The sequence below is a fragment of the Acrocarpospora sp. B8E8 genome, assembly GCF_039871605.1.
Taxonomy (GTDB): Bacteria; Actinomycetota; Actinomycetes; order Streptosporangiales; family Streptosporangiaceae; genus Acrocarpospora; species Acrocarpospora macrocephala.
In genome coordinates this window covers 1-25,530 of the sequence record NZ_JBDPLV010000019.1, presented here as the reverse complement: position 1 = coordinate 25,530, position 25,530 = coordinate 1, and the positions used below count along the sequence as shown (strand labels likewise).

Genomic DNA, 25,530 nt, shown 5'->3' with positions numbered 1-25,530 from the left:
GATGATCATCGGACGAGGCATTCCGGCGGACCGGGTGTCGGCCATGCGGTCGGAGACCACGACCGGACAGGTCTGGTCGGACATCGTCCTGGCCGGCGGCGGGACCCGCGCCCTCAACATGTTCTTCGCGCCCGGGTCGCGCACGCACTGGCACCGGCACCCGGGCGGCCAGATGCTCTACACCGTCTCCGGCGAGGGCTGGATCCAGGAGCGCGGCGGCGAGGTGGTGGTGATGCGTCCGGGCGACGTCGTCTGGACCGAGCCCGGGATCGAGCACTGGCACGGCGCCACCGCGTCCGCCCAGCTGATCCAGCTGGCGCTCCACTTCGGTGACGTCGAGTGGACGGGAGAGGTCGGCGAGGCCGAGTACGCCGCCTGCGGCGCCGAGGGCGCGCGATGAGCAGCCGGGCGGCCGATCTGGTCGCACGGCTCGTGGGCGACAGTCCGGGCTCGTGGATCGACGGCACCTGGGTGACCTCCCCGGACACGTTCGAGGTCCACGACCCGGCCACCGGGGCCACGATCTGCGCGGTTGGCGACGCCGACGCCGACCAGGCCGCCGCGGCGGTCGCTTCGGCGGCGGCCGCCCTCGACGGGTGGTCGGCGGCGACCGGCTGGCAGCGCTTCGAGATCCTCAGCCGTGCGACCGACCTGCTGGGGGAGCGGGTCGAGGCTATCGGTGAGCTCATCAGCGCGGAGACCGGCAAGCCGCTGGCCGAGGCGGTCGGCGAGGCCCGCAACACGGTCCGCTTCTTCGAGTGGTTCAGCCACGAGACGCTGCGTCTCCCCGGTGAGGCCTGGGCCGACGTCGCGCCCGGACGCGACGCCCTCGTGCTGCACGAGCCGATCGGGGTGGTCCTGGCGATCACGCCGTGGAACTTCCCGGCGTTCATGGTGGCCTGCAAGGTCGGCGCCGCGCTCGCGGCCGGCTGCACGGTCGTGCTGAAGCCGGCCCCGCAGACGCCGCTCACCGCGCTGGCCATCGCCCGCTGCTTCGAGGAGGCGGGTCTCCCGTCCGGTGTCCTGAACGTCGTCGTCGCCGACGATCCGCAGCGGGTCAGCGACGTCTTGCTGGACGCCCCCGAGGTTGCGTGCATCAGCCTCACCGGGTCGCGCAAGGTGGGCGAGCTCGTCATGCGCAAGGCCGCGTCGTCGATCAAGCGGGTCCTGCTCGAACTGGGCGGCAACGCGGCCGCGGTGGTGCTTCCCGACGCGGACGTCGTCCAGACCGCGCGTGACCTGGTCCGGGCCCGGTTCCTCAACTCCGGGCAGGCGTGCATGGCCGCCAACCGGGTGTACGTCGTCGAGTCGAAGGCCGGCGATCTGGTCGCCGAGCTCACCGCGGCGGTCGACCAGATCGTCCTCGGCGACCCGCACGACCCGGCGACCACGATGGGCCCGCTCATCGACCACGCGGCCGTGGGACGGATCGAGGCGCAGTTGGCCGAGGCCGTGGCGGGCGGTGCGACCGTCGTCGCGGGCGGTGCCAGGACTGCCGAGAACGAGGTGAGCGCGTTCCTGGCGCCGACGCTGCTGACGGCCGAGGGAAAGAGCCAGCCCGCCGTACTCGGCGAGGAGTTCTTCGGTCCGGTGCTCAGCGTCATCCGCTGCGCCGACGTCGACGAGGCTGTCCGATTGGCCAATGCGACCGAGTACGGCCTTGCGGCGTACGTGTTCGGCGGTGACCGAGCCGCCGCGACCGCGATCGCCCGCAAGCTCAAGGCGGGCTCGGTCGGTGTCAACACTTCGCTGGTCAGCGAGCCGGCCCTGCCGTTCGGTGGCATGCGCGGCAGTGGTCTCGGACGGGAGCGGGGACGGCTCGGCGTCGAGGAGTACCTGGAGACCAAGACCGTGCAAATGCCTGCCGTCCGCTGAAGCACCTCCTGACCCGCCGCCGTCGGCCGCACCCGCGACGGCGGCTTCACAACCATGCCCAGAAAGAGGTAGAGCAGTGCCAACAGAGACCGTGTGCTTCGTCGGTGGCCGGGTCCGCACGATGGACCGGGCCGGAACCGTCGCGGAGGCGTTTCGCGCCGAGGACGGCCGGATCGCGGCGATCGGGACGACGGAGGAGATTCTCGCGGGGGCCGGAGAGACGCGCGTCGTCGACCTGGCCGGTGCGGCGGTGCTCCCCGGGCTGGTTGACTGCCACTCCCACCTGGAGCTGCTCGCCTATGCCTGGGAGCTCGCCATCGACTGCCGCTCGTCCCGGGTATCGAGCATCGAGGAGCTTGTCGCCGTGCTCGCGGAGCGCGCCGGCGCCACGACCGCCGGCGAGTGGATCCTCGGTCAGGGGGAGCACTACCAGAATCTCAAGCTCGCCGAGGGGCGCTATCCCGATCGGCACGATCTGGACCGGGTCAGCACCACCCACCCGGTGATGTATCGGGCGAGCTACCACCTCAACGTCTTCAACTCGCTGGGCCTGGAGCTGCTGGGTGTCGACGACGACACTCCGAACGCGCCCGGCGGCCGGATCGAGCGCGACCCGGCCACCGGCGTCGCCACCGGCCGCACCTACGACATGTTCGAGCCTCTCGGCGGCCCGCAGCCGTCGGTCCCGGATCTCGCGGCGGCGATCAAGCGAGTGCAGGACCGGTACCTCGCCGTCGGCGTCACCACGGTCGGCGACATCCCGCTGCACCGCGCGGGGCTGGAAGCGATCGCTTCCGTTGCTGTCGACGGTGACCTGGTGCTGCGCGCCGCGCTGTACCCGAAGCTGGAGGCCGTGGTGTCGGCCGGGGACGTGCGCACCGGCCGTACCAAGGACCGTATCGACGCCCTCGACCCGGACCATCTCGCGATGGTCGGTTTCAAGGTCTTCCTCGACGGCGGGCTCACCGCAGGGGCGTCCGCCCTCCACGAGGACTACCCCGACCAGCCCGGCTACCGCGGTGAACTGGCGTTCACCGACGAGGAGGTCGCCGCCCTGGTCGCCACCGCCGATGATGCGGGACTGCAGATCGCCATACACGCGATCGGCGACCGTGCCCTGGACCAGGCTCTCGACGGCGCGTTGGCACTGCCGGCCGGGCGGCACGGCGTCGCCAGGCACCGCATCGAGCACGCGGGCAACATGTTCATGACCGACGAGCGGATCAAGCGGCTGGTAGCCTCCGGAGTCGTCCCCGTTCCGCAGCCGGCCTTCATCCTGACCACTGCGGCCGGATACGTCGCGCACCTGGGCAGCGACCGGATCGGGACCGTGATGCCGTTCCGTAGGCTGATTGACCACGGCTTGCCGATCCCGGGCAACTCCGACGCGATCGGCATCACCGAGGACCAGCACGACCCGTTCCCCGCGATGCAGGCCGCGGTCACCCGGCGTACCAACGACGGCGACGTGCTGGATGCCCAGGAGGCGGTCACGGTCGAGGAGGCGCTGCGGATGTACACCGAGTGGTCGGCGTTCTCGATCGGCTGGGAGGACCGGGTCGGCTCGCTCGAGGTGGGCAAGTTCGCCGACTTCGTCATCCTGGCCGCGGACCCGTTGGAAACCGAGCCGACGGATCTGGCCGCCCTGACCGTCCTGCAGACCTGGATCGGCGGAACGCTGGTCTTTGAGCGAGGCTGAGTGTGGACGAGCAGACCGGTGCGGTGCTGCCGCCGACGCGAGCGTAGGAGGCCTTCTGCGGCTTCCCAGTAACGCGATACATCTTGACTTTCGCCTTACGCGACATATCGTGTTTATAGCGATGTTCGCGTGAAAGGCGCTGCGTCATGTCCCGTTGGACCATAGAGAAACCCGAGCAGCTGACGTTCGGCCCGGTCACCGGGCTGTCGGTGCGGATCGTCGGGGGTCACCTGGCGGTGCTCGCCAGCGAAGGACCGCCCACCCTGGAGGTCAGCGAGATCCGCGGCGCGCCGCTGGTGGTGGAGCACGACGAGGAGGGCTGGCTGACCGTCAGCTACGGCGACCTCACCTGGGACGGGGTGCTCGGCTGGCTGCGGTCCGGAGACCGGCGCTGCGTGCTGACCCTGACCGTGCCGAAGGAGTGCCCGGTGCAGGCGGGGGTGATCACGGCGGGCGCGGTGCTGGCCGGGTTCGAGGGCCGCACCCGGGTGAAGAGCGTGTCAGGAAATATCGTGCTGGACGGGGTGAGCGGCGACATCGCCGCCGACACCGTGGCCGGCACGGTGGAGAGCCGGGCGCTGGCCGGAGATCTCACCTTCAGCAGCGTCTCCGGCGAGCTGACCGTGGCCGACGGCGTGCCGCACCGGCTCCGCGCGAAGACGGTGACCGGCCGGATCACCGCCGACCTGGAGCTGACCCCGACCGGCAACGTCACGTTCTCCAGCATCTCGGGCGCGGTGTTCGTCCGCCTTCCGCGTACGGTTCACACCGACGTGTCCCTCAAATCCACCTCCGGCACGCTGGAGAGCGAGTTCCCCGGGCTCATGAACGGCGGCGGGCCGGGCCAGCGGTCGTTGTCGGGCCGGCTGGGCGGCGGCATGGCCTCGCTGCGGGCCACCACCGTCTCGGGAGAGATCACCCTGCTAAGTAAGGACACCCAGGCATGAGTCCCGTTTTCGGGCATGGACGGCTTCGGCTCTACCTGCTGAAGCTGCTGGAGGAGAGCCCACGGCACGGTTACGAGGTGATCCGGTTGCTCCAGGACCGGTTCCTCGGCGTCTACTCCCCCTCACCCGGCACGATCTATCCCCGGCTGGCGCGGCTGGAGGAGGAGGGCCTGGTCACCCACGAGGTGGTCGAGGGCAAGAAGGTGTTCACCCTGACCGATCAGGGCCGGGCCGAGCTGGCCGACCGGATGGACGAGCTGGCCGACCTGGAGCGCGAGATCACCGCCTCGGTGCAGGACATCGCGCGCGAGGTCAAGGAGGACGTGCGGCAGACCGTGCGCTCGCTGCGCCAGGAGCTCACCCAGATGGCCAGGAACATCAACCAGGAACACGGCAGGGACTCCAGGGACGCCTGGCGCGGCCAGAAGGACGAATGGAGACGCCAGCGAGAAGAGCAGAAGGACGAGTGGCGACGCCAGCGGGAGGAACAGAAGGAGGAGTGGCGGCGGCAGAAGCGGCAGTGGAAGGACGAGACCGACCGCTGGAAGAGCGAGTGGCGGCGGATCTGGACCGAAACCTGGTCCATGACCGGCTTCCCGTTCGGCCCGGAACGCGGCGGTGACGTCTCCGCCGAGCAGGCGACGGCCAATGACGCCGCCCTCGGCCAGTCACTGGCGGACTTCGTCTCCGACATCCGCTCCGGCGCGGCCGAGACCCGCCTGTCCGACGCCGATCTGGCCGCCTGCCGGGCGATCTTGGAGGATGCCGCGGCCCAAATCAAGTCCCGCTTCGACTCCTGACCCGAACCAGGGCTCCCGCGATCAACCGGCGGTCGCCCATGCCCTCCCCCAGCAGCCCGCCTATACGGTGAACACCACTTTGCCGAAGAGGTCTCCCGCGTGCATCGCGGCGAAGCCCTCCCCGGCTCGCTCCAGCGGCAGCACCCGGTCGATCACCGGGCGGAGGCCCGTCTGGTCCAGGAAGACGGCGAGCCGGGCCAGCTGCTCCCGGGTTCCCATCGTCGAGCCGATGATCGACTTCTGCTGGAAGAACACCTGGGCCAGCTTGGTAGGGGCCACCAAGCCGCTGGTGGCCCCGCTGATCACGACCCGCCCGCCCGGCCGCACCGCGCTGAGCGAGTGGTCCCAGGTGGCCAGGCCGACGGTCTCCATGACCGCGTCCACCCGTTCCGGCAGCCGGGCCCCGGTCTCGAAGACCTGGTCCGCGCCCAGGTCGAGCGCGCGCTCGCGCTTGTCCGCCGACCGGCTGGTGGCCCACATGCGCAGGCCCCCGGCCCGGCCCAGCGCGATCAGCGCGGTCGCCACGCCACCGCCCACCCCCTGCACCAGCACGGTCTCCCCCGGCCGCGCCGCCGCCTTCTCGAACAACATCCGGTAGGCGGTCAGCCAGGCGGTCGGCAGGCAGGCGGCGTCCTCGAAGGACAGCCCGGCCGGTTTCGGCACCAGGTTCCCGCGCGGCACCGCGACCTTCTCCGCGAACGTGCCGTCGTGGACCTCCGACAGCAGGGACCGTTTCGGATCCAGCGTCTCGTCCCCGTGCACCGGCGTGCCGATGACCGCGTGCACGATGACCTCCCGCCCGTCCTCGTCCACCCCGGCGGCGTCGCAGCCGAGCACGATGGGCAGGCGGTCCTGGCTGATGCCGACGCCCTTGAGCGTCCACAGGTCGTGGTGGTTGAGCGCGGCGGCCCGGACGCGGACCGTGGTCCAGCCGTCGGGGACCGCCGGGTCAGGGCGCTCGCCGAGCGTCAGGCCGTTGAGCGGGTCGTCGGGATCGGTCTTCGATGCGGTGACAGCGAACATGCCAGAACATTACTCTGGCCGGATCTTGATGGTTTCAATGGCCCGCTCCACGAAGTCGCGCCGCCCCGACGCCGACACCTGGTAGCCGTTCCGGCAGGCCGCGCCGAAGGCCCCGGAGCGGCGGGTGATGGCGGGCGCGATCCGGGAGTCGGCGCCGCAGTCCGGCAGTGGCGTGAGCACCACCAGCGGCCCGACCCCGCCGCCGATCCACAGCTGCGGGCCGACCGGCTGCCCGGCCAGGATGCGCCCCGGCTTCATCAGCTCGACCGGCGGATCGGTACGGAAGGTGAGGAAACCATCCGAGGTCACCTCGCCGTGCACGCTCTCGGCCAGCGTGATCCGGTCCTCGAAGGTGAGCGGCATCGGCTGGTCCCGCAGCGTGATCTGCCAGGCGTCGAAGCCGTACAGCAGGATCTGGCCGCCGCCGCCCACCTGGCGGGGCCAGAGCGACACCTGCGGGGTCAGCCTCCTGATCATGGGCCCGCCCGCGGCCACCTCGGCGGCGCCCTGGTAGGGCGCGATCAGCTCGCGGAAGGCCGTGCCCATCAGCACCGTCGCGTACGGCCGCACGCCCAGATCGGCCAGGCGCAGATCCGCCGGATAGCTGACCCGCGCCCGGCTGCCGTCCGGGAAGGCGACCTTGATCGTCCGGACCTCGTCCCCGGTCTCCACGGGATGCACCATGTTCGCGGCGGCGGGTAACGCGGACACCTCCGGACGCGGGGTCGGCTCCGGCTCGGGCGCGCGGGTGTCCCGGCTGAACAGCACGCCCCCGATCGGGACCGCCACCGCCAGCGCGAGCACCACTCCCGCGATCCAGCGCCGCCGCGACGGCCGCTGTTCGATCACGTCGAACCCTGCCACACCGAAATCATCAGCCCCCGGCGTCCGGCTGGCAACCTGACACTTTTGATGCGCCTGTTACAGGCGAGATGGAAATCGATGGAGACCGGCCGCGAATAACTTGTCAACCGATTCCTCATATGCCCGATGACCTGCGCAGACAATTCATAACCGGCGGTTATGGATAACGGAAGGGCCACCACGCCGAGCCTTCTCGTTATAGCTGCGCCGCACGCGGCGAACGGTCATTAACGTTCTATGCGTTTCCTCTGAATTGGGACGTTCCCTCAAATTCGTCCCAACCGTTTAACGAGAAAAGCGTGAAGTGGATCGCCGCGACAGTAGGCAGCCCCGGTGGGCACCTGCGCGGCCCGTCCAAGCGCGCCGGACTCGTTAAGAAAGGAGTCACATTGATCTCCCGAGCACGGCGCATCTCCATCCCCGTCGCCGGCGCGCTGGTCGCGTTCGGCGTCGTCGGCGCCAGCACCTCCGCGTCGGCCACCGACCCCCAGGACGTCACCGCCAAGGCGGCCGTCACCACCGCGGACGCGGCCACCGCGTTCTGGACGCCCGAGCGGCTTCGGGCGGCCAAGGACCGCACCGAGGATCTGGGCAACTCCGTCAAGGGTTCGGGCAAGCCCAGCGCGGCCGAGCCGGACGGCAAGGCCGGCGTGGTCCCGCCCATCGGCGGCGAAGCGAAGGTGACCACCAAGAGCAAGCAGGTCAACCTGCCCAACACGGTCGGCCGGGTGTTCTTCACCCTGCCGGGCAAGAACCCCTTCGACCCCAAGAGCTGGAAGTACTGCTCGGGTACGTCGCTGCAGGGCAAGTACCGCAACGTCGTCGCCACCGCGGGACACTGCGTGTACGACCCCGACAGCAACCGGTTCTACGACAACTGGATCTTCATCCCGTCGTACTGGGATGGGAACCAGGCGTGGGAGGGCAAGACCCCGTACGGGATCTACCCCGCCAAGTGGTACCAGGCGCACGACGACTTCGTCGTGAAGGAGGACTACGACTACGACTACGCGTTCGTCAACGTCTCCTCCGGGTTCAAGGTCACCTGGGACAAGGGGAAGTTCACCAAGACGCCGGTCGGGCGACTCGGTGACAACGTGGGCGGCCAGGGCTTCACCTGGAACCGCAGCACCAAGGTCACCGTGTTCTCCTTCGGCTACCCCGCGGGCCCGCACCCCGACGGCGACCGCCCGTTCACCGGGCGGACGATGAAGTGGTGCTACGGCAAGACCGCTCCGATGCCTGCCGCCGCGAAGTACAACCTGCAGGAGCACATCGGCCTCAAGTGCGGCATGACCGCGGGCGCCAGCGGCGGCCCGCTGCTCCTGAACTACAAGAGCAAGAGCCGCACCGGCCTCCTCAACGGTGTCAACAGCGTCGCCTGGGACACCGACGGAAACGACCGGTACGACCGTCTGTCCTCGCCGTACTTCAACAGCGAGACCTACGACGTCTACAAGGTCGCGGCCAACCGGTGGACCCAGTGATCCATCGATAGACGAAAGGCCCGGCTCCCCCTAGGGGGGCCGGGCCCAACGCGTGTTAGAAGTCGAACAGCGGGCCCATCATCGAGCGCATCTCACAGGCATTGCCGTAGGTACGCTCGAACCAGCTGAACCTGCCGTCCCAGACGCCGTTGGCGGTGATGGTGACCGGCATGAATTCCTTCGTGCACATGGCGTCCTGGTCGGGTTCCAGCGCGGTGAGGTCGCCGCCGACCTTGGCCAGCGTGGCGCACGCCGCGGCGGCCTTCGGGTGGGTGCCACGCGGCGGCGAGCACCCGAGCAGCACGAAGCGTTTGTTCGTTGTCCCGTCGTGGCCGATGCTGAGCACGAACTCCCTGTTTTTCCCCGGTTGCGGGAGATCGGGCTGGACCGGTGGCGGCGGCGTGGCCGCCGAGCAGGTCACGAGGGCAGTAGCGGCGAGAAGGGCGGCCAGGCGGCCCCCGGACGGCATGCGCATGAGCGCAACGATCTCCGCGGGCCGGCAGGACGATCAAGTGCCCACTCCGCGCCATGGGGAAATCTGACGCACTCCAGGCGCGTTCGGTTCCACCTGTTTCATAACGAGACAGCCAAGAAGGTGTGCCGAATCACAGTGGATCTGGAAAAATCACCCTTCAGAATCGATATCACCAGCGGAAAGGCCCCCGATGTCCAGGCGAACCCCCCTCACCGCCCTAGGCGTGAGCGTGGCCGCCGTGCTCGTGGCCTCGGGACCGGCACTGGCACAGGCTCCCACGCAGACCCTGCTGCCGAACGATGTGGTGACCTACTCGCTCGGCTCGAGCGCCACCGAGATGCAGCGAATCGCCGCCTACTGGACACCGGAACGCCTCAGGCAGGCCAGCACCTACGTGCCGAGCAGCAAACCGTCCCGCGGCGCGAAGGCCACCCCGTCCGTCGCGGAGGTCGCGCCGGCGAGCGCGAAGGCCGTCCCCGACAAGAAGAAGGCGGCCAAGAAGGACCCGAACCAGCCGCCCATGGTCGGCAAGGTGTTCTTCAAGCTCGGAACCAAGGAGTACTGGTGCTCCGGCTCGGTGGTGCACTCCAAGAACCGCAACCTGGTGGCGACCGCCGGCCACTGCGGCTACTCGCTCGCCCAGAACCGCACGGTGGAGAACTGGATCTTCATCCCGTCGTACGCCAACGGGAGCACCGACGCCGGGATCTACGTCGGGCACACGCTCTTCCTGCACCTGGACTACCCGGGCAAGGGCGACTTCGACCGGGACTACGCGTTCGTGACCGTGAACCGCGGCTTCACCTGGAAGACCACCTCGGGCGGTTACCAGCGCACCGACGTGGGACGCCTGGAAGACAAGGTTGGCGCGTTCCGATTCACCGCGACGAAGGGCACCTCGCTGGCGGTCAACGCGTTCGGCTACCCGGCGGGGGCGCATCCGGACGGGAGCAGGCCGTACAACGGGCAGACGGTGCGCCCGTGCAGCGGGGTGACCGACCGGAAGTACGTGACCGCCCCGACCTACCTGCTCAGCCACGGCGTGCTGCTGCGGTCCTGCGGGTTCACCGCCGGGGCCAGCGGCGGCCCCTGGGTGCTCAACTACAACCAGGCCAGGCAGACCGGGTTCATCAACGGCGTGACCAGCCTGACCTGGAACGTCAACGGCGACGGCAAGCTGGACGCGATCTCGACGCCGTACTTCAACGCCGTCACCCAGCGCGTGTACGCCGAGGCGGCCAAGCAAGCCACGGGCTAAGTGGTCTGCAAGCCACTTGAAAGCACATGTCTTTACCTTCATCCCAGCACACCCTCTGGCTTGAAGGAGTCCCATGCACACCCGTGCGAAGAACCTCGTCCTCCTCACCGCGTCCGCCGGCTTACTGAGCGCCGCCCTGGTCTCCCCCGCCGCGGCCGCCGACGACGTGGCCGCCGACCCGCTGGCCGGCACCGGCGTCGCCGCCTGGAACGTCGTCGCCTTCTGGTACGCCCAGAACAAGGCCAACCTCATCGCGGCCACGCCGTACGACGTGGAGACGCAGGTCGTCGCCAAGCACCTGTCCAAGGGCGGCCCGGCCGCCGACGGCAAGGCCGGCAAGGTCGAGCCCATCGGCGGCGCCGGATCGACCAAGTCCAAGAACGTCAACCTGCCCAAGACCACCGGCAAGGTCTTCTTCCTCGACGACGACAAGAAGCCGCACTGGTGCACGGCCACCTCGCTGCAGTCCAAGTACCGCAACCTGGTCGCCACCGCGGGCCACTGCGTCTACGACGTCGAGTCCAACGCGGCCACGCTGAAGTACTGGGTGTTCGTGCCCGGCTACTACCAGGGCAAGACCCCGTGGGGCATCTACGTGGGCAAGCAGGCCTTCACCCACTACGACTTCGACGTCTACGAGGACTTCGACCGGGACTACGCCTTCGTCACCGTCTACAACGGCCTGAAGGCCCCGCACAGCGGCGGCCCGCTCGAAGGCGACTGGAAGCAGGTCAGCAAGCAGGAGTACGACAAGTACCGCAGCTACGGCAGCTACCCGTGGGTCGTCAACAACTACACCAAGAAGTCGGGTGGCAAGTATTACATCTGGAAGTTCGTCGACGCCGGTCGCCTCGGCGACAACGTGGGCGGGCAGGGCATCGCCTGGAACCAGAAGCGCGTCGTCACCGACTACGTGTTCGGCTACCCGAGCGGGTCGCACCCGGACGGCAACTACGCCTACTCCGGCAAGACCCTCAAGTGGTGCTACGGCAAGACCTTCGGCGCCTCGGCGGCGGCCATCAAGGCGGAGGAGCTGCTGGGCATCAAGTGCAGCTTCACCGGTGAGGGCTCCTCGGGTTCGGCCTGGATGTACAAGTACAGCAACAGCACCCGCAAGGGCTTCCTGAACGGCGTCACGGCCGCGGTCTCCGACACCGACGGCAACGACCGGATCGACACCAGCCTCTCGCCGTACTTCGACGGCGAGACCTACGACATCTACAAGCACGCGGCGAACCTGTGGTCGGGTTCTATCGCGTAATCACCCCATAGACCGAAGGGCCTGGCTGCGGCGCACACCATCAGCCAGGCCCTTCGCCATGTCCGGGGTTCGTTAAACGATGCTTTTCATGTGACTTACCTCACACCCTACTTCGGAGCCCGGAGTGGGAACATCAGAATATGGCCGGACATGCGATGACTGTTGATTAATGACGCGCCGCATTTAACCCGTTAAATACATCGTCTTTTGTCGCGACAGCTCCGTGAGTAAAGTCCTTTTCGTCGTTTCTGATGAATGGGGTGCGAGGCAGGCCCCACCCGGACAGAGAGCCAGGAGCCGCCCTTCCGACGAAGCGCCCGCCCTTCGGTGGCGCGATCGCCGCGCGAACCACGCCAGGTGACCGAGCTCGATCCTGACTCGGGCCCCTTGAACGCCTCTGCAATCTCGCGCGGGAGTGTGATCTGCGTCACACTCCGGTTGGACCGCGACAAAAGCCGTCACACGCCCCTCTGACCTCCCAAGACAACCACAAGGCCCTTTAGCTGCTCGAACATCGTCCGCAACAGGTTTACTGCCGGATTGACTCGTAGCCAACCCGATAACGGAGTGATGTCGACCACTTACCGTAACGACGTGATTTCTTGATCCGTCTTTATGGGCGCAAGATCAGCGCTGTATGGTGCGGGCTATCCCTTTCCTGACGCATGGGACGCAAGAGGCGTTCCACGACAGACCAAGGAGTTCCCCATGAAGCGCACACTCGCCTTTGGTGGCATTGTTGCCACTGCTGGCCTCCTGGCCGCGGGCCTCGCCGCCCCGGCTCAGGCCGCCGGTGACGTGGTCGGCACCCCGCTGGCCAACACCGGTCTCGCTGCCTACGAGATCACCAACTTCTGGCTCGCCGAGAACGCGGCCAACCTGATCGCCGCCACGCCTTACGACGTGGAGACGAAGGTTGTCGCCAAGCACATCTCGACGGGTGGCCCGGCTGCGGACAGCAAGCCCGGCGTCGTCCCCGCGATCGGCGACGAGAAGAAGTCGACCTCGAAGTCGAAGAACGTCAACCTGCCCAAGACCTCGGGCAAGGTGTTCTTCAGCGACGGGTACGAGTACGTCGAGGTCACCAACAAGTACGGCTGGAAGTACAAGGTCAAGAAGGCCAAGAACCCGCACTGGTGCACCGCTACGTCGATCCAGTCGGCGTACAAGAACCTGGTTGCCACCGCTGGTAGCTGTGTCTACGACACCGTCGGCAACAAGGCCACGATGGAAAACTGGGTGTTCGTCCCGGGTTACTACCAGGGCAAGACCCCGTGGGGCATCTACGTGGGCAAGCAGGCCTTCACGCACTACGACTTCGACGTCTACGAGGACGGCGACCGCGACTACGCGTTCGTCACCGTCTACAACGGCGTCAAGGGTCTGCACGACGGCAGCGGCGTGTACGGCGGCTGGAAGGAGGTCTCTGCTGAGGTCTTCTTCAAGTTCCCCAAGGCCTGGCGGGACATCAACTTCCTGTGCCACCGCTGGGACGGCAAGTTCTACGTCTGGGCCTTCGAGGACGCTGGTCGCCTCGGTGACAACGTGGGCGGGCAGGGTCTGGCCTACAACCAGAAGGTCGGCAAGCCGGTCTTCGTGTTCGGCTACCCGAGCGGCTCGCACCCGGACGGCAACTACGCCTACTCCGGCAAGACCCTCAAGTGGAGCTACGGCAAGACCTTCGCGGCGAGCGCTTCGGCCATCAAGGCCGAGGAGCTCATCGGGGTCAAGTCGTCCTTCACCGGTGAGGGCGCGCTGGGTTCGTCGTGGCTGGTCGGGTACAAGAACACCCGCCGTCTCGGCTACCTGAACGGTGTGACCATCGGCGTCTCCGACACCGACAGCAACAACCGCTACGACACCTCGGTCTCCCCGTACTTCGACGGTGAGCTCTACGGCGTCTACAGCGCGGCCAAGAACCTGTGGTCGGGCTCGATCGCGGTCCCGTACTAATTGGTTCAAGGCGAAGCCGGGGTTCTGAACCCTGACTGAACCGTGAAGGGCCCGGCCTTATGGCCGGGCCCTTCGTCATTTCCAGCAAAATCGCTTGTGATCTGTGTCACATACCCATGCGGACAGTCACGGAATGGCGCGTCCGCACGGGCCGACTTATATATCGACCGGAAATTTATTCAGCAGGACGTCACACGTTCTTATGCAACGGACTTTTCCGGTCGCCTATTAAGTAACGGAATTATCTACGTCACCCAGCGCAACAATTCAGCCATTCGGTTTGGCTTTATCGCTTCATGATCTCCGCTGTATGGTCCGGGCTATCCCTTTCCTGACGCATGGGACGCAAGCACGACGGAGTGGTGAAGCCGTTCGACCAGAACCCCGGCGCGTACAAGGAAGTTTCGTGGAACGTCTTCAAGGAGTTCCCGCGCGGCTTCCGTGACCGCGAGCGCTGGTGCTACGCCAAGCCGCTCGAGGCGAGCACCGCTCCGATCACCGCCGAGACCAACGTGGCGACGTTCACCGAGGACCAGAAGAAGAAGTACAAGTACTACGTCTGGGCCTTCGAGGACGCTGGCGCGCTCGGCAACAACGTGGGCGGGCAGGGTCTGGCCTACAACCAGAAGGTCGGCAAGCCGGTCTTCGTGTTCGGCTACCCGAGCGGCTCGCACCCGGACGGCAACTACGCCTACACCGGGATCACCCAGAAGTGGTCGTACGGCAAGACCTTCAAGGCGCAGGCCCTCGCCATCAAGGCCGAGGAACTGATCGGGGTCAAGTCCTCCTTCACCGGCGCCGGCTCCGCCGGTTCCGCGTGGCTGATGACCTACAAGAACTCCCGCCGCCTCGGCTACCTCAACGGTGTGACGAGCAAGGTGTCCGACACCGACGGCAACAACCGGATCGACGTCTCGGTCTCCCCGTACTTCGACGGCGAGCTCTACGGCGTCTACAAGGCGGTCGCCAACAAGTGGAGCGGCAGCATCGCCGTTCCTTACGAGGTTCCCTCCGGCTGGAAGCGCCCGATCTTCTGGGACTAACGGTCAGGGGTCATCTAGTCAGGTCGAGGTGATCACCTCATAGCAAGGGCTCGGCCGCACGGCCGGGCCCTTGTTCGTTTCTGGGGGGCGCGCCGTTAGACGCGTCCAATCTCATCTCCGTGCCATCGGTTCGATGTGATTTACGTCACACACCCGTTGCCTCGCGGACCCCTTTTGCCACAGGATCATCCTGGACTCCAAGGTCATCACCCAGTCAATCAGCTGGCCAAATGTCACTTCCTGGCCCGGATTGACAAGAAATCTGACATGTCACGGAAAGATAACGCACACACAGAGTCGTTACACGGTATGCCGAAACGACTTCCTCCTATCAAGATCTGCGCTGTAAGTTCCGGGCTATCCCTTTCCTGACGCATGGGACGCATGAGGCGTTCCACGACAGACCAAGGAGTTCCCCCATGAAGCGCACTCTCGCCTTTGGTGGCATTGTCGCCGCCGCTGGCCTCCTGGCCGCTGGCCTCGCCGCCCCGGCTCAGGCCGCCGGTGACGTGGCTGCCGATCCGCTGGCCAACACCGGCATCGCAGCCCGGAACGTTGCCGGGTTCTGGCTGGCCGAGAACGCGGCCAACCTGGTTGGTGCCACGCCTTACGACGTGGAGACGAAGGTCGTCGCCAAGCACATCTCGACGGGTGGCCCGGCTGCGGACAGCAAGCCCGGCGTCGTCCCGGCGATCGGCGACGAGAAGAAGTCGACCGCGAAGTCGAAGAACGTCAACCTGCCCAAGACCTCGGGCAAGGTGTTCTTCATCGGCGCGGACAAGAGCAAGCACTGGTGCACCGCTACGTCGATCCAGTCGGCGTACAAGAACCTGGTCGCCACCGCTGGTAGCTGTGTCTACGACACGGTTTCCAACAAGGCCACGCTCGACAAGTGGGTGTTCGTCCCGGGTTACTACCAGGGCAAGACCCCGTGGGGCGTGTACGTGGGCAAGCAGGCGTTCACCCACTACGACTTCGACGTCTACGAGGACGGCGACCGCGACTACGCGTTCGTCACCGTCTACAACGGCGTGAAGTTCCCGCCCGGTGGCTGGGGCGACGTCAACAAGCCTTCGGACCTTGGTAGCTTCGTCGAGGTCAGCGAGGCGACGTGGAAGCAGTACGAGTCCTGGATGAAGTTCAAGAGCCAGTCCGGCAAGTACTACATCTTCAAGTTCATCGACGCCGGTCGCCTGGGCGACAACGTCGGTGGCCAGGGCTTGGCGTACAACCAGAAGGTCGGCAAGCCGGTCTTCGTGTTCGGTTACCCGAGCGGCTCGCACCCGGACGGCAACTACGCGTACTCCGGCAAGACCCTCAAGTGGAGCTACGGCAAGACCTTCGCCGCCAGCGCCGCGGCCATCAAGGCCGAGGAGCTCGTCGGGGTCAAGTCCAGCTTCACCGGTGAAGGCGCGCTGGGCTCGTCGTGGCTGGTCGGGTACAAGAACACCCGCCGTCTCGGCTACCTGAACGGTGTGACCATCGGCGTCTCCGACACCGACAGCAACAACCGCTACGACACCTCGGTCTCCCCGTACTTCGACGGTGAGCTCTACGGCGTCTACAGCGCGGCCAAGAACCTGTGGTCGGGCTCGATCGCGTAGCGATCGCCAAGCGGTAAGGAAGGGCCCGGCCTATCGGCCGGGCCTTTTCTGTTGTGGAGCTCCTTGATCGGACCCATTAGACGTAACAGCCGCCAGATCGGTGCCGTCAGCACGATGTGATTTACATCACACACATACGATCGCCCAGGTCACTCTTGTCACAAGATTATCTCGGACGTCAGAGTCATCATCCAGTCAACCATCTGGCCAAACATCGCCGAAGCATCACGACTTGACTGCAAATCCTGACAAGTCACGAAAAGGTAACGCGCCTGAGGGTGGCGCACGGGCATGTCTGAATGGCTCCTCTTCTCAAGATCCGGGCTGTAGGTTCCCGGATATCCCTTTCCTGACGTATGGGACGCATGAGCCGTCCCACGACAGACCAAGGAGCACACCCTTGAAGCGCACCCTCGCTCTGGGTGGCGTCGCGGCCGGCCTTCTCGCCACCGCGCTCGTCAGCCAGCCCGCCTCGGCCGTGTCCGACGTCGCCAGCGACCCGCTGGCGACCTCCGGTATCGCGGCCTACAACGTTGCCGCCTTCTGGCTGGGCAACCAGGCGGAGAACCTCATCGGCGCCACGCCGTACAACGTGGAGACCAAAGTCGCGGCCAAGCACGTTTCGACGGGCGGCCCGGCGGCGGACAGCAAACCAGGCGTCGTCCCGGCCATTGGCGACGAGAAGAAGTCCACCTCCACCTCGAAGAACGTCAACCTGCCCAAGACCACGGGCAAGGTGTTCTTCACCGTCCCCGACGGCTCCGACGAGGGCTCCAAGCCCGACCCGCGCTGGTGCACCGCCACCTCGTTGCAGTCGACTTACCGCAACCTCGTCGCGACCGCGGGACACTGTGTCTACGACACGGAGACCAACAGCGCCACGCTCGACCAGTGGGTCTTCGTCCCCGGCTACTACCAGGGCAAGCTTCCCTGGGGTCTGTACGTGGGCAAGCAGGCCTTCACCCACTACGACTACGACGTCTACGAGGACGGCGACCGCGACTACGCGTTCGTCACCGTCTACAACGGCCTCAAGTACGTCCCGCGGCCGGGCGAGACCGGCACGCCGTACGTGCCGTCCGTGACCCCGACCGACTGGAAGGAAGTCACCCCGGAGATCTACAACAGCACGAACATCTGGCAGGGGTTCAAGAAGAAGGACGGCGACAAGTACTACTTCCGCAAGTTCACCGACGCCGGTCGCCTCGGCGACAACGTCGGCGGCCAGGGTCTGGCCTACAACCAGAAGCTGGGCAAGAACGTCTTCGTCTTCGGCTACCCGAGCGGGTCGCACCCGGACGGCAACTACGCCTTCTCCGGCAAGACCCTGAAGTGGTCGTACGGCAAGACCTTCGCCGCCACGGCCGCCGCCCGCAAGGCCGAGGAGCTCCAGGGCGTCAAGTCCAGCTTCACCGGTCAGGGCTCGCTGGGTTCCGCCTGGCTGCTGCAGTACAAGAACACCCGCCGCCTCGGCTACCTGAACGGCGTCACCAGCGCCGTCTCCGACACCGACGGCAACCTGCGGATCGACACCTCGGTCTCGCCGTACTTCGACGGTGAGCTCTACGGCATCTACAGCGCGGCCAAGAACATGTGGTCGGGCTCGATCGCCTAAACGTTTGGCCATGGGAAAGGGCCCGGCCGGTTGGCCGGGCCCTTTTCGCATTTCCCATGATCTCCGCTTATGTCACGATCACTTGTGAGGTAAGTTCCTTTCCATCCCTTTACTGACGCATGGGGCCCATGTGGCGCCCCACGTACAGCGCGAGGAGCGAACCCCTCTTGAAGCTTCTTCCCTTAGGCGGCTGCCTGGCCGCCGGTGGCCTGCTGGCCGCCTCGTTCGCGGGCATCGCGACGGCGGCGCCGAAGGTCACCACCTCCGCGAAGTTGAACACGCCCGCCAACGCCGGGGCGACCCTGGAATTCTGGACCGCCGACGGCGGCGCCAACTTCAAGGCCGCCGACCCCTTCGGCCTTGAGCACAAGCGCGTGCCCAAGCACGTCTCCACCGGCGGGCCCGCCGCCGACGGCAAGCCGGGCATCGTGCCGGCCACCGCCGACATCCCGGCCGCCGCGGCCAGGACCAAGAACGTCAACCTGCCCAAGACGGCGGGCCGGGTGTTCTTCGTGCTCGACGAGGATCTCTACTCCTGCTCGGCGTCCTCGGTGCAGTCGACGTACAAGAACCTGGTCGCCACGGCCGGGCACTGCGTCTACGACCCGGTGGGCAACCAGAGCGTGGCCGACAAGTGGGTCTTCGTGCCCGGCTACTACCAGGGCAAGGCACCCTGGGGCGTGTACGTCGGCAAGCAGGCGTTCACCCACTACGACTGGGACGTCTACGAGGACGCCGACCGCGACTACGCCTTCGTCACCGTCTACAACGGCATCGCCAGGTCCAACGGCCGCTGGATCGACGTCGGGCCGCTGGGCGCCAAGGTGGGCGGTCAAGGCCTGGCCTACAACCAGAAGGTCGGCAAGGCCACCTACGTGTTCGGCTACCCGACCGCCGCGCACGAGGACGGCGACTACGCCTACACCGGTCACACGCTCAAGTTCTGCTACGGCAAGCCCACCTACCCGCAGGTGGAGTCGAGCGTGAAGGTGGAGGAGCACCTGGCGCTGCGGTGCTCGATGACCGGTGGCGCCTCCGGCGGCCCGTGGATCATCGGCTACAGCTCCAACCGCCGCCTCGGCTACCTCAACGGCGTCACCAGCCTCGGCGGCGACACCGACGGCAACCTGCGCAGCGACCTGATCACCTCGCCCTACTTCGACAGCGAGACCTACAGCGTCTACAAGGCCGCGGCCCCGCTGTGGTCGGGCTCGATCGTGAAGAAGGACGGCACGCTCGGCCTCACCGAAGTCAAGTAGCTGCCCGGGGCCCGGTCCAGGCCGGGCCCCGGTCCAGCACCGCCGCCACCGCGGGCTCCCGCTCGTACGGCTCCAGCCGCCGGCACAGGTCCGCGAACGAGGACCGGGTCCTGGCCGATTCCAGGCCCTCCCCCAGCGACATCGCCTCCGCGGCCACCACACAGGCCTGCTCCACCTCCCCCTCCAGCACGTGCGCCGAGGCCAGCAGGGTCAGGTTGAACATCCGGCCGCGCACGTAGCGCCCGTCCATCTCCAGCGATCGGGTCGCGTGCCGGACCGCGTGCGGGCCCTCGCCGAGATCGCGGAAACACTGGGCGAACTTGGCCGCCAGATAGGCCTCGTCGAAGTAGCCGATCCACTCCGGCTCGCTCCCGCCGACCCGCCGGTCGAAGGCCAGCTCGGCCGCGTGCAGGGCGGTCGCGCACGCGGCGGGCTCGGCCAGCAGCGCGTGCGCGTGGGCCTCCAGGGTGTGCGCCTCGGCCAGCAACGAGGGCACGCCGGAGTCGCGGGCGGCCACCAGGGCGGCCCTGGCCAGGTCGAGGCCGTGCCGGGGCTGGCCGACGTAGAGGGCCTGGTGGCTCATGCCCGCCAGGATCTCGCCGCCCAGGCCGTGGTCCCCGGCCCGGCGGGCTAACCGGAGCGCCTGGATCAGGTAGCGCTGGGCCAGGCCGTGCTGCTCCAGGTCGTAGGCCATCCAGCCGGCCAGGCGGGTGAGCTCGGCGGCGGCTCCGGCCAGGGCCTTGCCGGTGGCTTCGCCGTACGAGCCGGACAGCAGCGGCGCGACCCCCGTGTCCAGATATTTCACGACAGCGGCGCGGACCCGGCCGCCGCCGAAACGGTTGTCCAGCTCGCCGAACGAGCGGGTGACCTCCCGGATCGCGGCGACGTCGGAGGCGCCCACCCGGCGGGCGCCGCTCGCGGCGGGCCGCTCGTCTTCCGGGAAGGTCAGCCAGCGCACGATCCCCGCGGAACCCGCGCCGATCGCGAACGTGGAGTCGATCAGGAACCGGCGTCTTTCCACGTCGGCCCGCCAGAGTGCAGTCACGATCCGCACGCCCTCCTGCCACGAGTGGGAGAATTCCTGTCCGAGGTCGAGGGGGATCGCCGTGCGGGGCATCCCGATGTCCTCGGCGGAGACCGGGCGGCCCAGGCGCAGCGAGAAGATCTCGGCAAGGAGCCCGGGCACCGGGTCGCGCGGCCGCTGGCCGCTGATCCAGCGCAGCACCGAACTGTGGTCATACCGGAGCCCGAGCAGGCCGCGGGCCTGCCCGAGGTCGTTCAACCGGCGGGCCAGCCCCTTGTGGGACAGGCCCGCCTCGGCGATGTGCCGGTGCAGTAACGGATTGGGCTCGCGTCGCATCGCTCTCCCCCGGTGACGGAGAGCTTTTGTTATAGCACCTTCCGTTAAAGGAATCTCAAATTTACTTGCGCGCGACCCCGTCGATCCTGGCCTGACGCGCCACCGCGGCGGTCACCGCGGGAGCCACCCGGATGTCGAACGGCGAGGGGATGATGTAGTCGGCGGCCACCTCGTCGCCGACCACGTCGGCCAGCGCGGTGGCGGCGGCCACCTTCATGTTCTCGGTGATCGTGCTGGCCCGCACGTCGAGCGCGCCGCGGAAGACGCCGGGGAAGGCCAGCACGTTGTTGATCTGGTTCGGGAAGTCGGACCGGCCGGTGGCGACCACGGTGGCATACTTCGCGGCGATCTCCGGGTGCACTTCCGGGGTCGGGTTGGACAGCGCGAACACGATCGAACCGGCCGCCATGCCCGCGATGGCCGTCTCGGAGACGGTCGCCCCGGACAGGCCCACGAACACGTCAGCCCCGGCCAGCGCCTGCTCGGTGGAACCCTTCAGCCCGAGCCGGTTGGTGTCCCTGGCCAGCGCGTCCTTGACCGGGTTCATGCCCTCCCGGCCCTCGAAGATCAGGCCCTTGCTGTCGGCCACCGCGATGTCGCCGATCCCGGCGTTGACCAGGATCCGGGTGACCGCGACCCCGGACGCGCCCGCGCCGGCCACCACCGCGCGCAGCTCCGACAGCGGTCGGCCGGTCAGCCGGGCGGCGCTGCGCAGCGCGGCCAGCACCACGATGGCGGTGCCGTGCTGGTCGTCGTGGAAGACCGGGATGCTCAGCAGGTCGCGCAGCCGCTCCTCGATCTCGAAGCAGCGCGGCGCGCTGATGTCCTCCAGGTTGATCCCGCCGAAGGAGGGCGCCAGCCGCGCGACCGTCTCGACGATCTCGTCCACGCCGGTGCAGGCCAGGCAGATCGGCACCGAGTCGACCCCGCCGAACTCCTTGAACAGCAGCGCCTTGCCCTCCATGACGGGCATGGCCGCGGCGGGCCCGATGTCGCCGAGACCGAGCACGGCGGTGCCGTCGGAGACCACGGCGACCACGTTGGACGCCCAGGTGTAGTCGTTGGCCAGTTCCGGATTGTCGGCGATGGCGCTGCAGACCCGCGCGACCCCCGGCGTGTACGCCAGGGCCAGGTCGTCCGCGTTGCGCACGGGAATGGTGGAGCGGACTTCCAGCTTGCCGCCCCGATGCAGGGCGAACGCCGGATCCAGATCAAGCGCGTCGAGGGAAGCAGTCATTGATGACCCCAGTTTGTCTAGAAAGCACGTTAGACAGCGCAAGAGAACGAGGGCCCAGGCATGGGTTATGCCCCTCGGCCGTCGCCGTTGACGGTGTCTCCTGACGGGGTACGGGGGTCACCCGCGTGCGCTCGATTGTGCCACATGCTGAGATGACCAGTTGATGCCGGGTATCCATGCGCTCCACGGCAATCAAATGGCTTGGCCGCGCCTGTGTCTGGACTGAGGAACGCAGGTCGCGGAGCGGCCGGAGTGACGAGGGAAGACGCAGGCGCGGCCAAGCCCGCCCTGCCGGAGGCGCGGCCAATATCACAGCCTCGTAAGACCTATGGAACTTTCTCGAACCATGTAATACTCAAAGTCCGGAGTCACTTCTTACAAGGTCTCACGGTGGATCTGACGTCTTATGCAGAACTCGCCGTCCTTCTGGTCAACAGAAAGTACGAGCTGAGGAGCCTCGAAGCGCTTCGCGATCTTCTTGTGGAAACGGGGCGGACCGAGGCGGCCGCGCGGGCGACACGGCGCGATCTGGACGCTATTTGCGAGCTCAGGGAAGAGCTCACCGGAGTGTTCGAGTCGGCCTCGCAAGGGGATGAGGCCGACGTGGTCGAGCGTCTCAACGGCCTTCTGGTACGCCACCCGGTTCATCCGCAAATTTCCGGTCATGACGGGCAGTCTTGGCACATGCACCTGACCGAGGGCGGCCGGGTGGCCGACACCGTGGCGGTCGGGTCGGTGATGGGGCTGGCCAGCGTGGTGACCGGGCTGGGAGCGGATCGGCTGGGGATCTGCCAGGCGCCGCCATGCCGGAACGCGTATCTGGACACGTCGTCCAACAAGTCCCGGCGGTATTGCTCGGAGCGGTGTGCGAGCAGGGCCAATGTCGCCGCGTACCGGGCTAGGAAGCGGAACGCCTGAGCGGCCAGTAGCGGAACAGGACACGGCCGAGGATGTCCTGGTCGGGGATCGCGCCGAAGTCCCAGCTGTCCTGGCGGCCGGGCGCGCTCTGGTTGTCGCTCTCCAGCCACCAGCCCTCCTCCGTCCGGCGGAAGGCGCGCTTCACGATCAGGCCGTGCGGGCGGCGGGCGATGACCAGATCCCCCTCCCGGATCGGGGCTCCGGGCCGTACGAGCAGGCAGTCACCTGGGCGGAGAACCGGCAACATCGAGTCCCCGGTCACTCGGACGGTGGTGAACATGATCAGCCTCGGCGAGGGGAGTAGGGTCGGATGTTGTAGCCAGTCCGAGGAAAGGAAACCCCGATGCTTGCCATGCATGTGGCATCGGCCCATTGTGACCTGCCGTGCGGGGTCTACGACCCCGCGCAGGCCCGTATCGAGGCCGAGTCGGTCAAGGCCATCATGGCCAAGTACGCCGACAATGAGGACCCGGTGTTCCGCGCGCGTGCTCTCAACATCAAGGAGGAGCGGGCCGAGCTCGTCAAGCACCACCTGTGGGTGCTGTGGACGGACTACTTCAAGCCGCCGCACCTGGAGACCTATCCGCAGCTCCACCAGCTGTTCTGGGACGCGACCAAGCTGGCCGGCGCGGCCGGCGCGAAAGGCACAGTAGACGTCGGCAAGGCCGACGACCTGCTCGCCAAGATCGACGAGATCTCCAAGATCTTCTGGGAGACCAAGGCAGCGTAGGGCATATACCGCCTTTTTGCCGGCTTGGCCGCGCCTGTGTCTGGACTGAGGAACGCAGGTCGCGGAGCGGCCGGAGTGACGAGGGAAGACACAGGCTGAAGGCGGCCAAGCCCGCCGCGCCGAAGGCGGGGCAATAAGCAGAGACCCCGCACGAAATGGTGCGGGGTCCTCGCATTTCGGGCATCGGCGCGTCCAAGCCGAGCAATCCGGTGCTGATGGCGGTAGGTTGCAGGGAAGCGGCCCCCCACAGAACTCGGGCCGGCAGGGCGAGGAGGAACGTGACCGACGCAACTGATGTCACAGGGGATCTGGCCGGGATCAGGGACGCGGTGAGCGTCCGGCTGCCCGCGGCCAGCGCCTATCTGTCCGTGCTGAGAACGGCTACGGCCGGCCTCGCGGCGCGGCTCGATTTCACGCTCGACGAGATCGAGGACCTGCGGATCGCGGTGGACGAGGCGTGCGCCATGCTGCTCAGGCAGGCGGTGCCCGGCACCGATCTCACGGCTGAATTCGAGCTGACCGGGCAGGAGATGTCGATCCGGGTCGAGGTCAGCACGGTCGGGATCGCCGAGCCCAAACGCGATGACTTCGCCTGGATGGTGCTCACCGCACTCGCCGACGACGTCGACGCCGTGTCCGACTCCCCCGATCACATGGCGATCGTGCTGCGCAAGCGGCGAGGCGCGGCGAGGCCGGCGTGACGGAAAGGACCCGTGCCATGGCCTCCAGCGACTCCGGCGTGCCGGATCGGGTGCGCGCGCGCACGCTCTTCGGAGAGCTGGCGGAGCTGCCGACCGACGACCCGCGCCGCCAGCGTATCCGCGACGAGCTCGTCGAGCTTCACCTGCCGCTGGTGGAGTATCTGGCCCGCAGGTTCCGCAACCGCGGCGAGTGGCTCGACGACCTGACCCAGGTGGCCACGATCGGCCTGATCAAGTCGATCGACCGGTTCGACCTGGCCCGGGGCGTGGAGTTCTCGACGTACGCGACACCGACCATCGTCGGCGAGATCAAGCGGCACTTCCGGGACAAGGGCTGGGCGGTCCGGGTGCCGCGCCGCCTGCAGGAGCTCAAGCTGTCGCTGACCAAGGCGATCAGCGAGCTCTCCCAGCGGGAAGGCCGCGCGCCCACCGTGGCCGAACTGGCCGCGCACCTGCAGATGACCGAGGAAGAGGTCCTGGAGGGCCTGGAGTCGGCGAACGCCTACTCCACGGTCTCCCTGGACGCGCCCGACTCGGGCGACGACGACGCGCCCGCCGTGTCCGACTCGCTGGGCATCGTGGATGAGTCGCTGGAGGGCGTCGAATACCGCGAGTCGCTGAAACCCCTGCTCGAACGGCTACCGCCGCGCGAGAAGCGCATCCTGCTGCTCCGGTTCTTCGGCAACATGACCCAGTCCCAGATCGCCACTGAACTGGGCATCTCGCAGATGCACGTCTCGCGGTTGCTGGCCCGCACACTCACCCAGCTCCGCGAGGGCCTCACGGCCGAGGACTGAGACCGCGCGCACGCGAGGTGCGCGCGGTTGACCCTGTCCCCCTTCAGTTCGCGCTGTGCTCCTTGGTCAGCAGGGCGCCAAGACGTTCCACGGCGGGGCGGGACTCGATGTGCAAGCGGGTGACGTCGAGGCCCTCGTCGGCCAGCACCGCGAGCAACGCGACCTGTCCCACCGCGTAGACGACGATGTACCCGCCGCGACAGCGGATCATCACCTCGCGCAGCTCGCCCATGCCGACCTCGTGCCCCGTGCGCTTGCCCAGGCCCAGCGTGGCGGCGGCGAGCGCGGACACCACCTCCGGCTGGGCCCCATCGGTGTCGGCGACGACCAGCAGCCCGTCGACGGTGGCGACAGCGGACTCCATCACCCCGGTGACCTGGTCGCGCAGCGAATGCAACTCGGAAATTGACATCCTCCCCGGCGTGAACGCCGGGGACTCCCCCACGTCGCCGTGGAGTTCTTACTGCTTCCGCTACGCCGCGTGAGCGTCGTAGGTTGCGGGCGGTGCCAGGGTCGGAATTGCCTCACCTGGTCTTACCTGCCCTCGACAGTCGTTTCGCGTGTCCGCCAGCCCGGCGGCCACCATCTCCTTGTCCTGCTCTCCCCCGGTCGGGGTCACCTCCG

General features: G+C 67.4%; 24 protein-coding genes. 17 read left to right on the top strand and 7 right to left on the bottom strand.

Features of this window, described 5'->3' with window-relative positions; genetic code table 11:
* Position 1 precedes the first annotated feature (1 nt).
* The 5 genes from ABGB08_RS20020 (at position 2) to ABGB08_RS20000 (ending at position 5,321) form a co-directional block, all read left to right on the top strand.
* Positions 2-400, top strand: coding sequence for a cupin domain-containing protein (locus ABGB08_RS20020; protein ID WP_347592390.1), 399 nt, complete (start codon positions 2-4; stop codon positions 398-400).
* Positions 397-1,875 (top strand): aldehyde dehydrogenase family protein, encoded by a 1,479-nt coding sequence (locus ABGB08_RS20015; protein WP_347592388.1) that lies wholly within the window; start codon positions 397-399, stop codon positions 1,873-1,875. The genes ABGB08_RS20020 and ABGB08_RS20015 overlap by 4 nt, the downstream gene beginning before the upstream one ends.
* 76 nt (positions 1,876-1,951) lie before the next feature.
* Entirely contained in the window at positions 1,952-3,574 is a 1,623-nt protein-coding gene (locus tag ABGB08_RS20010; protein WP_347592386.1) for an amidohydrolase, read from the top strand.
* 146 nt (positions 3,575-3,720) lie between these two features.
* Positions 3,721-4,521: a DUF4097 family beta strand repeat-containing protein gene (locus ABGB08_RS20005; protein WP_347592384.1), complete on the top strand. Its 801-nt coding sequence runs from the start codon at positions 3,721-3,723 to the stop codon at positions 4,519-4,521.
* Entirely contained in the window at positions 4,518-5,321 is an 804-nt protein-coding gene (locus ABGB08_RS20000; protein WP_347592382.1) for a helix-turn-helix transcriptional regulator, read from the top strand. The genes ABGB08_RS20005 and ABGB08_RS20000 overlap by 4 nt, the downstream gene beginning before the upstream one ends.
* A gap of 60 nt (positions 5,322-5,381) precedes the next feature.
* Here ABGB08_RS20000 and ABGB08_RS19995 read toward each other — a convergent pair whose 3' ends face one another.
* Both ABGB08_RS19995 and ABGB08_RS19990 read right to left on the bottom strand, forming a co-directional pair.
* The gene (locus ABGB08_RS19995; protein ID WP_347592380.1) at positions 5,382-6,344 is read right to left on the bottom strand and encodes a zinc-binding dehydrogenase; all 963 of its coding nucleotides are present in this window, start codon (positions 6,342-6,344) and stop codon (positions 5,382-5,384) included.
* 9 nt (positions 6,345-6,353) lie between these two features.
* Entirely contained in the window at positions 6,354-7,208 is an 855-nt protein-coding gene (locus ABGB08_RS19990; protein ID WP_347592378.1) for a hypothetical protein, read from the bottom strand.
* Positions 7,209-7,597: 389 nt separating this feature from the next.
* On the opposite strand from ABGB08_RS19990, the gene ABGB08_RS19985 reads away from it, so the two are divergent.
* Positions 7,598-8,695, top strand: a complete 1,098-nt coding sequence (locus ABGB08_RS19985; RefSeq protein WP_347592376.1) for a serine protease — start codon at positions 7,598-7,600, stop codon at positions 8,693-8,695.
* 55 nt (positions 8,696-8,750) lie between these two features.
* Here ABGB08_RS19985 and ABGB08_RS19980 read toward each other — a convergent pair whose 3' ends face one another.
* Positions 8,751-9,170: an SSI family serine proteinase inhibitor gene (locus tag ABGB08_RS19980; RefSeq protein WP_347592374.1), complete on the bottom strand. Its 420-nt coding sequence runs from the start codon at positions 9,168-9,170 to the stop codon at positions 8,751-8,753.
* A gap of 190 nt (positions 9,171-9,360) precedes the next feature.
* On the opposite strand from ABGB08_RS19980, the gene ABGB08_RS19975 reads away from it, so the two are divergent.
* The 7 genes from ABGB08_RS19975 (at position 9,361) to ABGB08_RS19945 (ending at position 19,163) form a co-directional block, all read left to right on the top strand.
* Positions 9,361-10,428, top strand: coding sequence for a trypsin-like serine protease (locus ABGB08_RS19975; RefSeq protein WP_347592372.1), 1,068 nt, complete (start codon positions 9,361-9,363; stop codon positions 10,426-10,428).
* A gap of 73 nt (positions 10,429-10,501) precedes the next feature.
* The gene (locus ABGB08_RS19970) at positions 10,502-11,689 is read left to right on the top strand and encodes a hypothetical protein (protein ID WP_347592370.1); all 1,188 of its coding nucleotides are present in this window, start codon (positions 10,502-10,504) and stop codon (positions 11,687-11,689) included.
* 708 nt (positions 11,690-12,397) lie between these two features.
* Positions 12,398-13,642: a hypothetical protein gene (locus ABGB08_RS19965; protein WP_347592368.1), complete on the top strand. Its 1,245-nt coding sequence runs from the start codon at positions 12,398-12,400 to the stop codon at positions 13,640-13,642.
* Between the two features lie 338 nt (positions 13,643-13,980).
* Entirely contained in the window at positions 13,981-14,685 is a 705-nt protein-coding gene (locus ABGB08_RS19960; protein WP_347592366.1) for a hypothetical protein, read from the top strand.
* 419 nt (positions 14,686-15,104) lie between these two features.
* Positions 15,105-16,289 carry a hypothetical protein gene (locus ABGB08_RS19955; RefSeq protein WP_347592364.1) on the top strand — a complete coding sequence of 395 codons (1,185 nt, stop codon included), beginning with the start codon at positions 15,105-15,107 and terminating at the stop codon, positions 16,287-16,289.
* 400 nt (positions 16,290-16,689) lie between these two features.
* A complete protein-coding gene (locus ABGB08_RS19950; protein ID WP_347592362.1) occupies positions 16,690-17,904 on the top strand; it encodes a hypothetical protein in 1,215 nt (404 codons plus the stop codon).
* Positions 17,905-18,071: 167 nt separating this feature from the next.
* Positions 18,072-19,163 carry a trypsin-like peptidase domain-containing protein gene (locus ABGB08_RS19945; protein ID WP_347592360.1) on the top strand — a complete coding sequence of 364 codons (1,092 nt, stop codon included), beginning with the start codon at positions 18,072-18,074 and terminating at the stop codon, positions 19,161-19,163.
* Here the strand turns inward: ABGB08_RS19945 and ABGB08_RS19940 are convergent.
* The gene (locus ABGB08_RS19940; protein WP_347592358.1) at positions 19,156-20,523 is read right to left on the bottom strand and encodes a hypothetical protein; all 1,368 of its coding nucleotides are present in this window, start codon (positions 20,521-20,523) and stop codon (positions 19,156-19,158) included. The genes ABGB08_RS19945 and ABGB08_RS19940 overlap by 8 nt on opposite strands.
* Positions 20,524-20,584: 61 nt before the next feature.
* Positions 20,585-21,760 carry an NADP-dependent malic enzyme gene (locus ABGB08_RS19935; protein WP_347592356.1) on the bottom strand — a complete coding sequence of 392 codons (1,176 nt, stop codon included), beginning with the start codon at positions 21,758-21,760 and terminating at the stop codon, positions 20,585-20,587.
* A gap of 390 nt (positions 21,761-22,150) precedes the next feature.
* Between ABGB08_RS19935 and ABGB08_RS19930 the strand changes: the two genes are divergently transcribed.
* A complete protein-coding gene (locus ABGB08_RS19930) occupies positions 22,151-22,678 on the top strand; it encodes a CGNR zinc finger domain-containing protein (RefSeq protein ID WP_347592354.1) in 528 nt (175 codons plus the stop codon).
* On the opposite strand, the gene ABGB08_RS19925 is transcribed toward ABGB08_RS19930, so the two are convergent.
* Positions 22,659-22,958 (bottom strand): S24 family peptidase, encoded by a 300-nt coding sequence (locus tag ABGB08_RS19925; protein ID WP_347592352.1) that lies wholly within the window; start codon positions 22,956-22,958, stop codon positions 22,659-22,661. The genes ABGB08_RS19930 and ABGB08_RS19925 overlap by 20 nt on opposite strands.
* Positions 22,959-23,021: 63 nt before the next feature.
* Between ABGB08_RS19925 and sodN the strand changes: the two genes are divergently transcribed.
* From sodN to ABGB08_RS19910, 3 genes are all read left to right on the top strand, one after another.
* Positions 23,022-23,408 carry a superoxide dismutase, Ni gene (gene sodN, locus ABGB08_RS19920; protein WP_155361890.1) on the top strand — a complete coding sequence of 129 codons (387 nt, stop codon included), beginning with the start codon at positions 23,022-23,024 and terminating at the stop codon, positions 23,406-23,408.
* A 278-nt stretch (positions 23,409-23,686) separates the two neighbouring features.
* The gene (locus tag ABGB08_RS19915) at positions 23,687-24,109 is read left to right on the top strand and encodes an anti-sigma factor (protein ID WP_155340433.1); all 423 of its coding nucleotides are present in this window, start codon (positions 23,687-23,689) and stop codon (positions 24,107-24,109) included.
* 17 nt (positions 24,110-24,126) lie between these two features.
* Positions 24,127-24,906, top strand: a complete 780-nt coding sequence (locus tag ABGB08_RS19910) for an RNA polymerase sigma factor SigF (RefSeq protein ID WP_174889826.1) — start codon at positions 24,127-24,129, stop codon at positions 24,904-24,906.
* A gap of 43 nt (positions 24,907-24,949) precedes the next feature.
* Here ABGB08_RS19910 and ABGB08_RS19905 read toward each other — a convergent pair whose 3' ends face one another.
* The gene (locus ABGB08_RS19905; protein WP_347592349.1) at positions 24,950-25,318 is read right to left on the bottom strand and encodes a roadblock/LC7 domain-containing protein; all 369 of its coding nucleotides are present in this window, start codon (positions 25,316-25,318) and stop codon (positions 24,950-24,952) included.
* Positions 25,319-25,530: the final 212 nt, after the last annotated feature.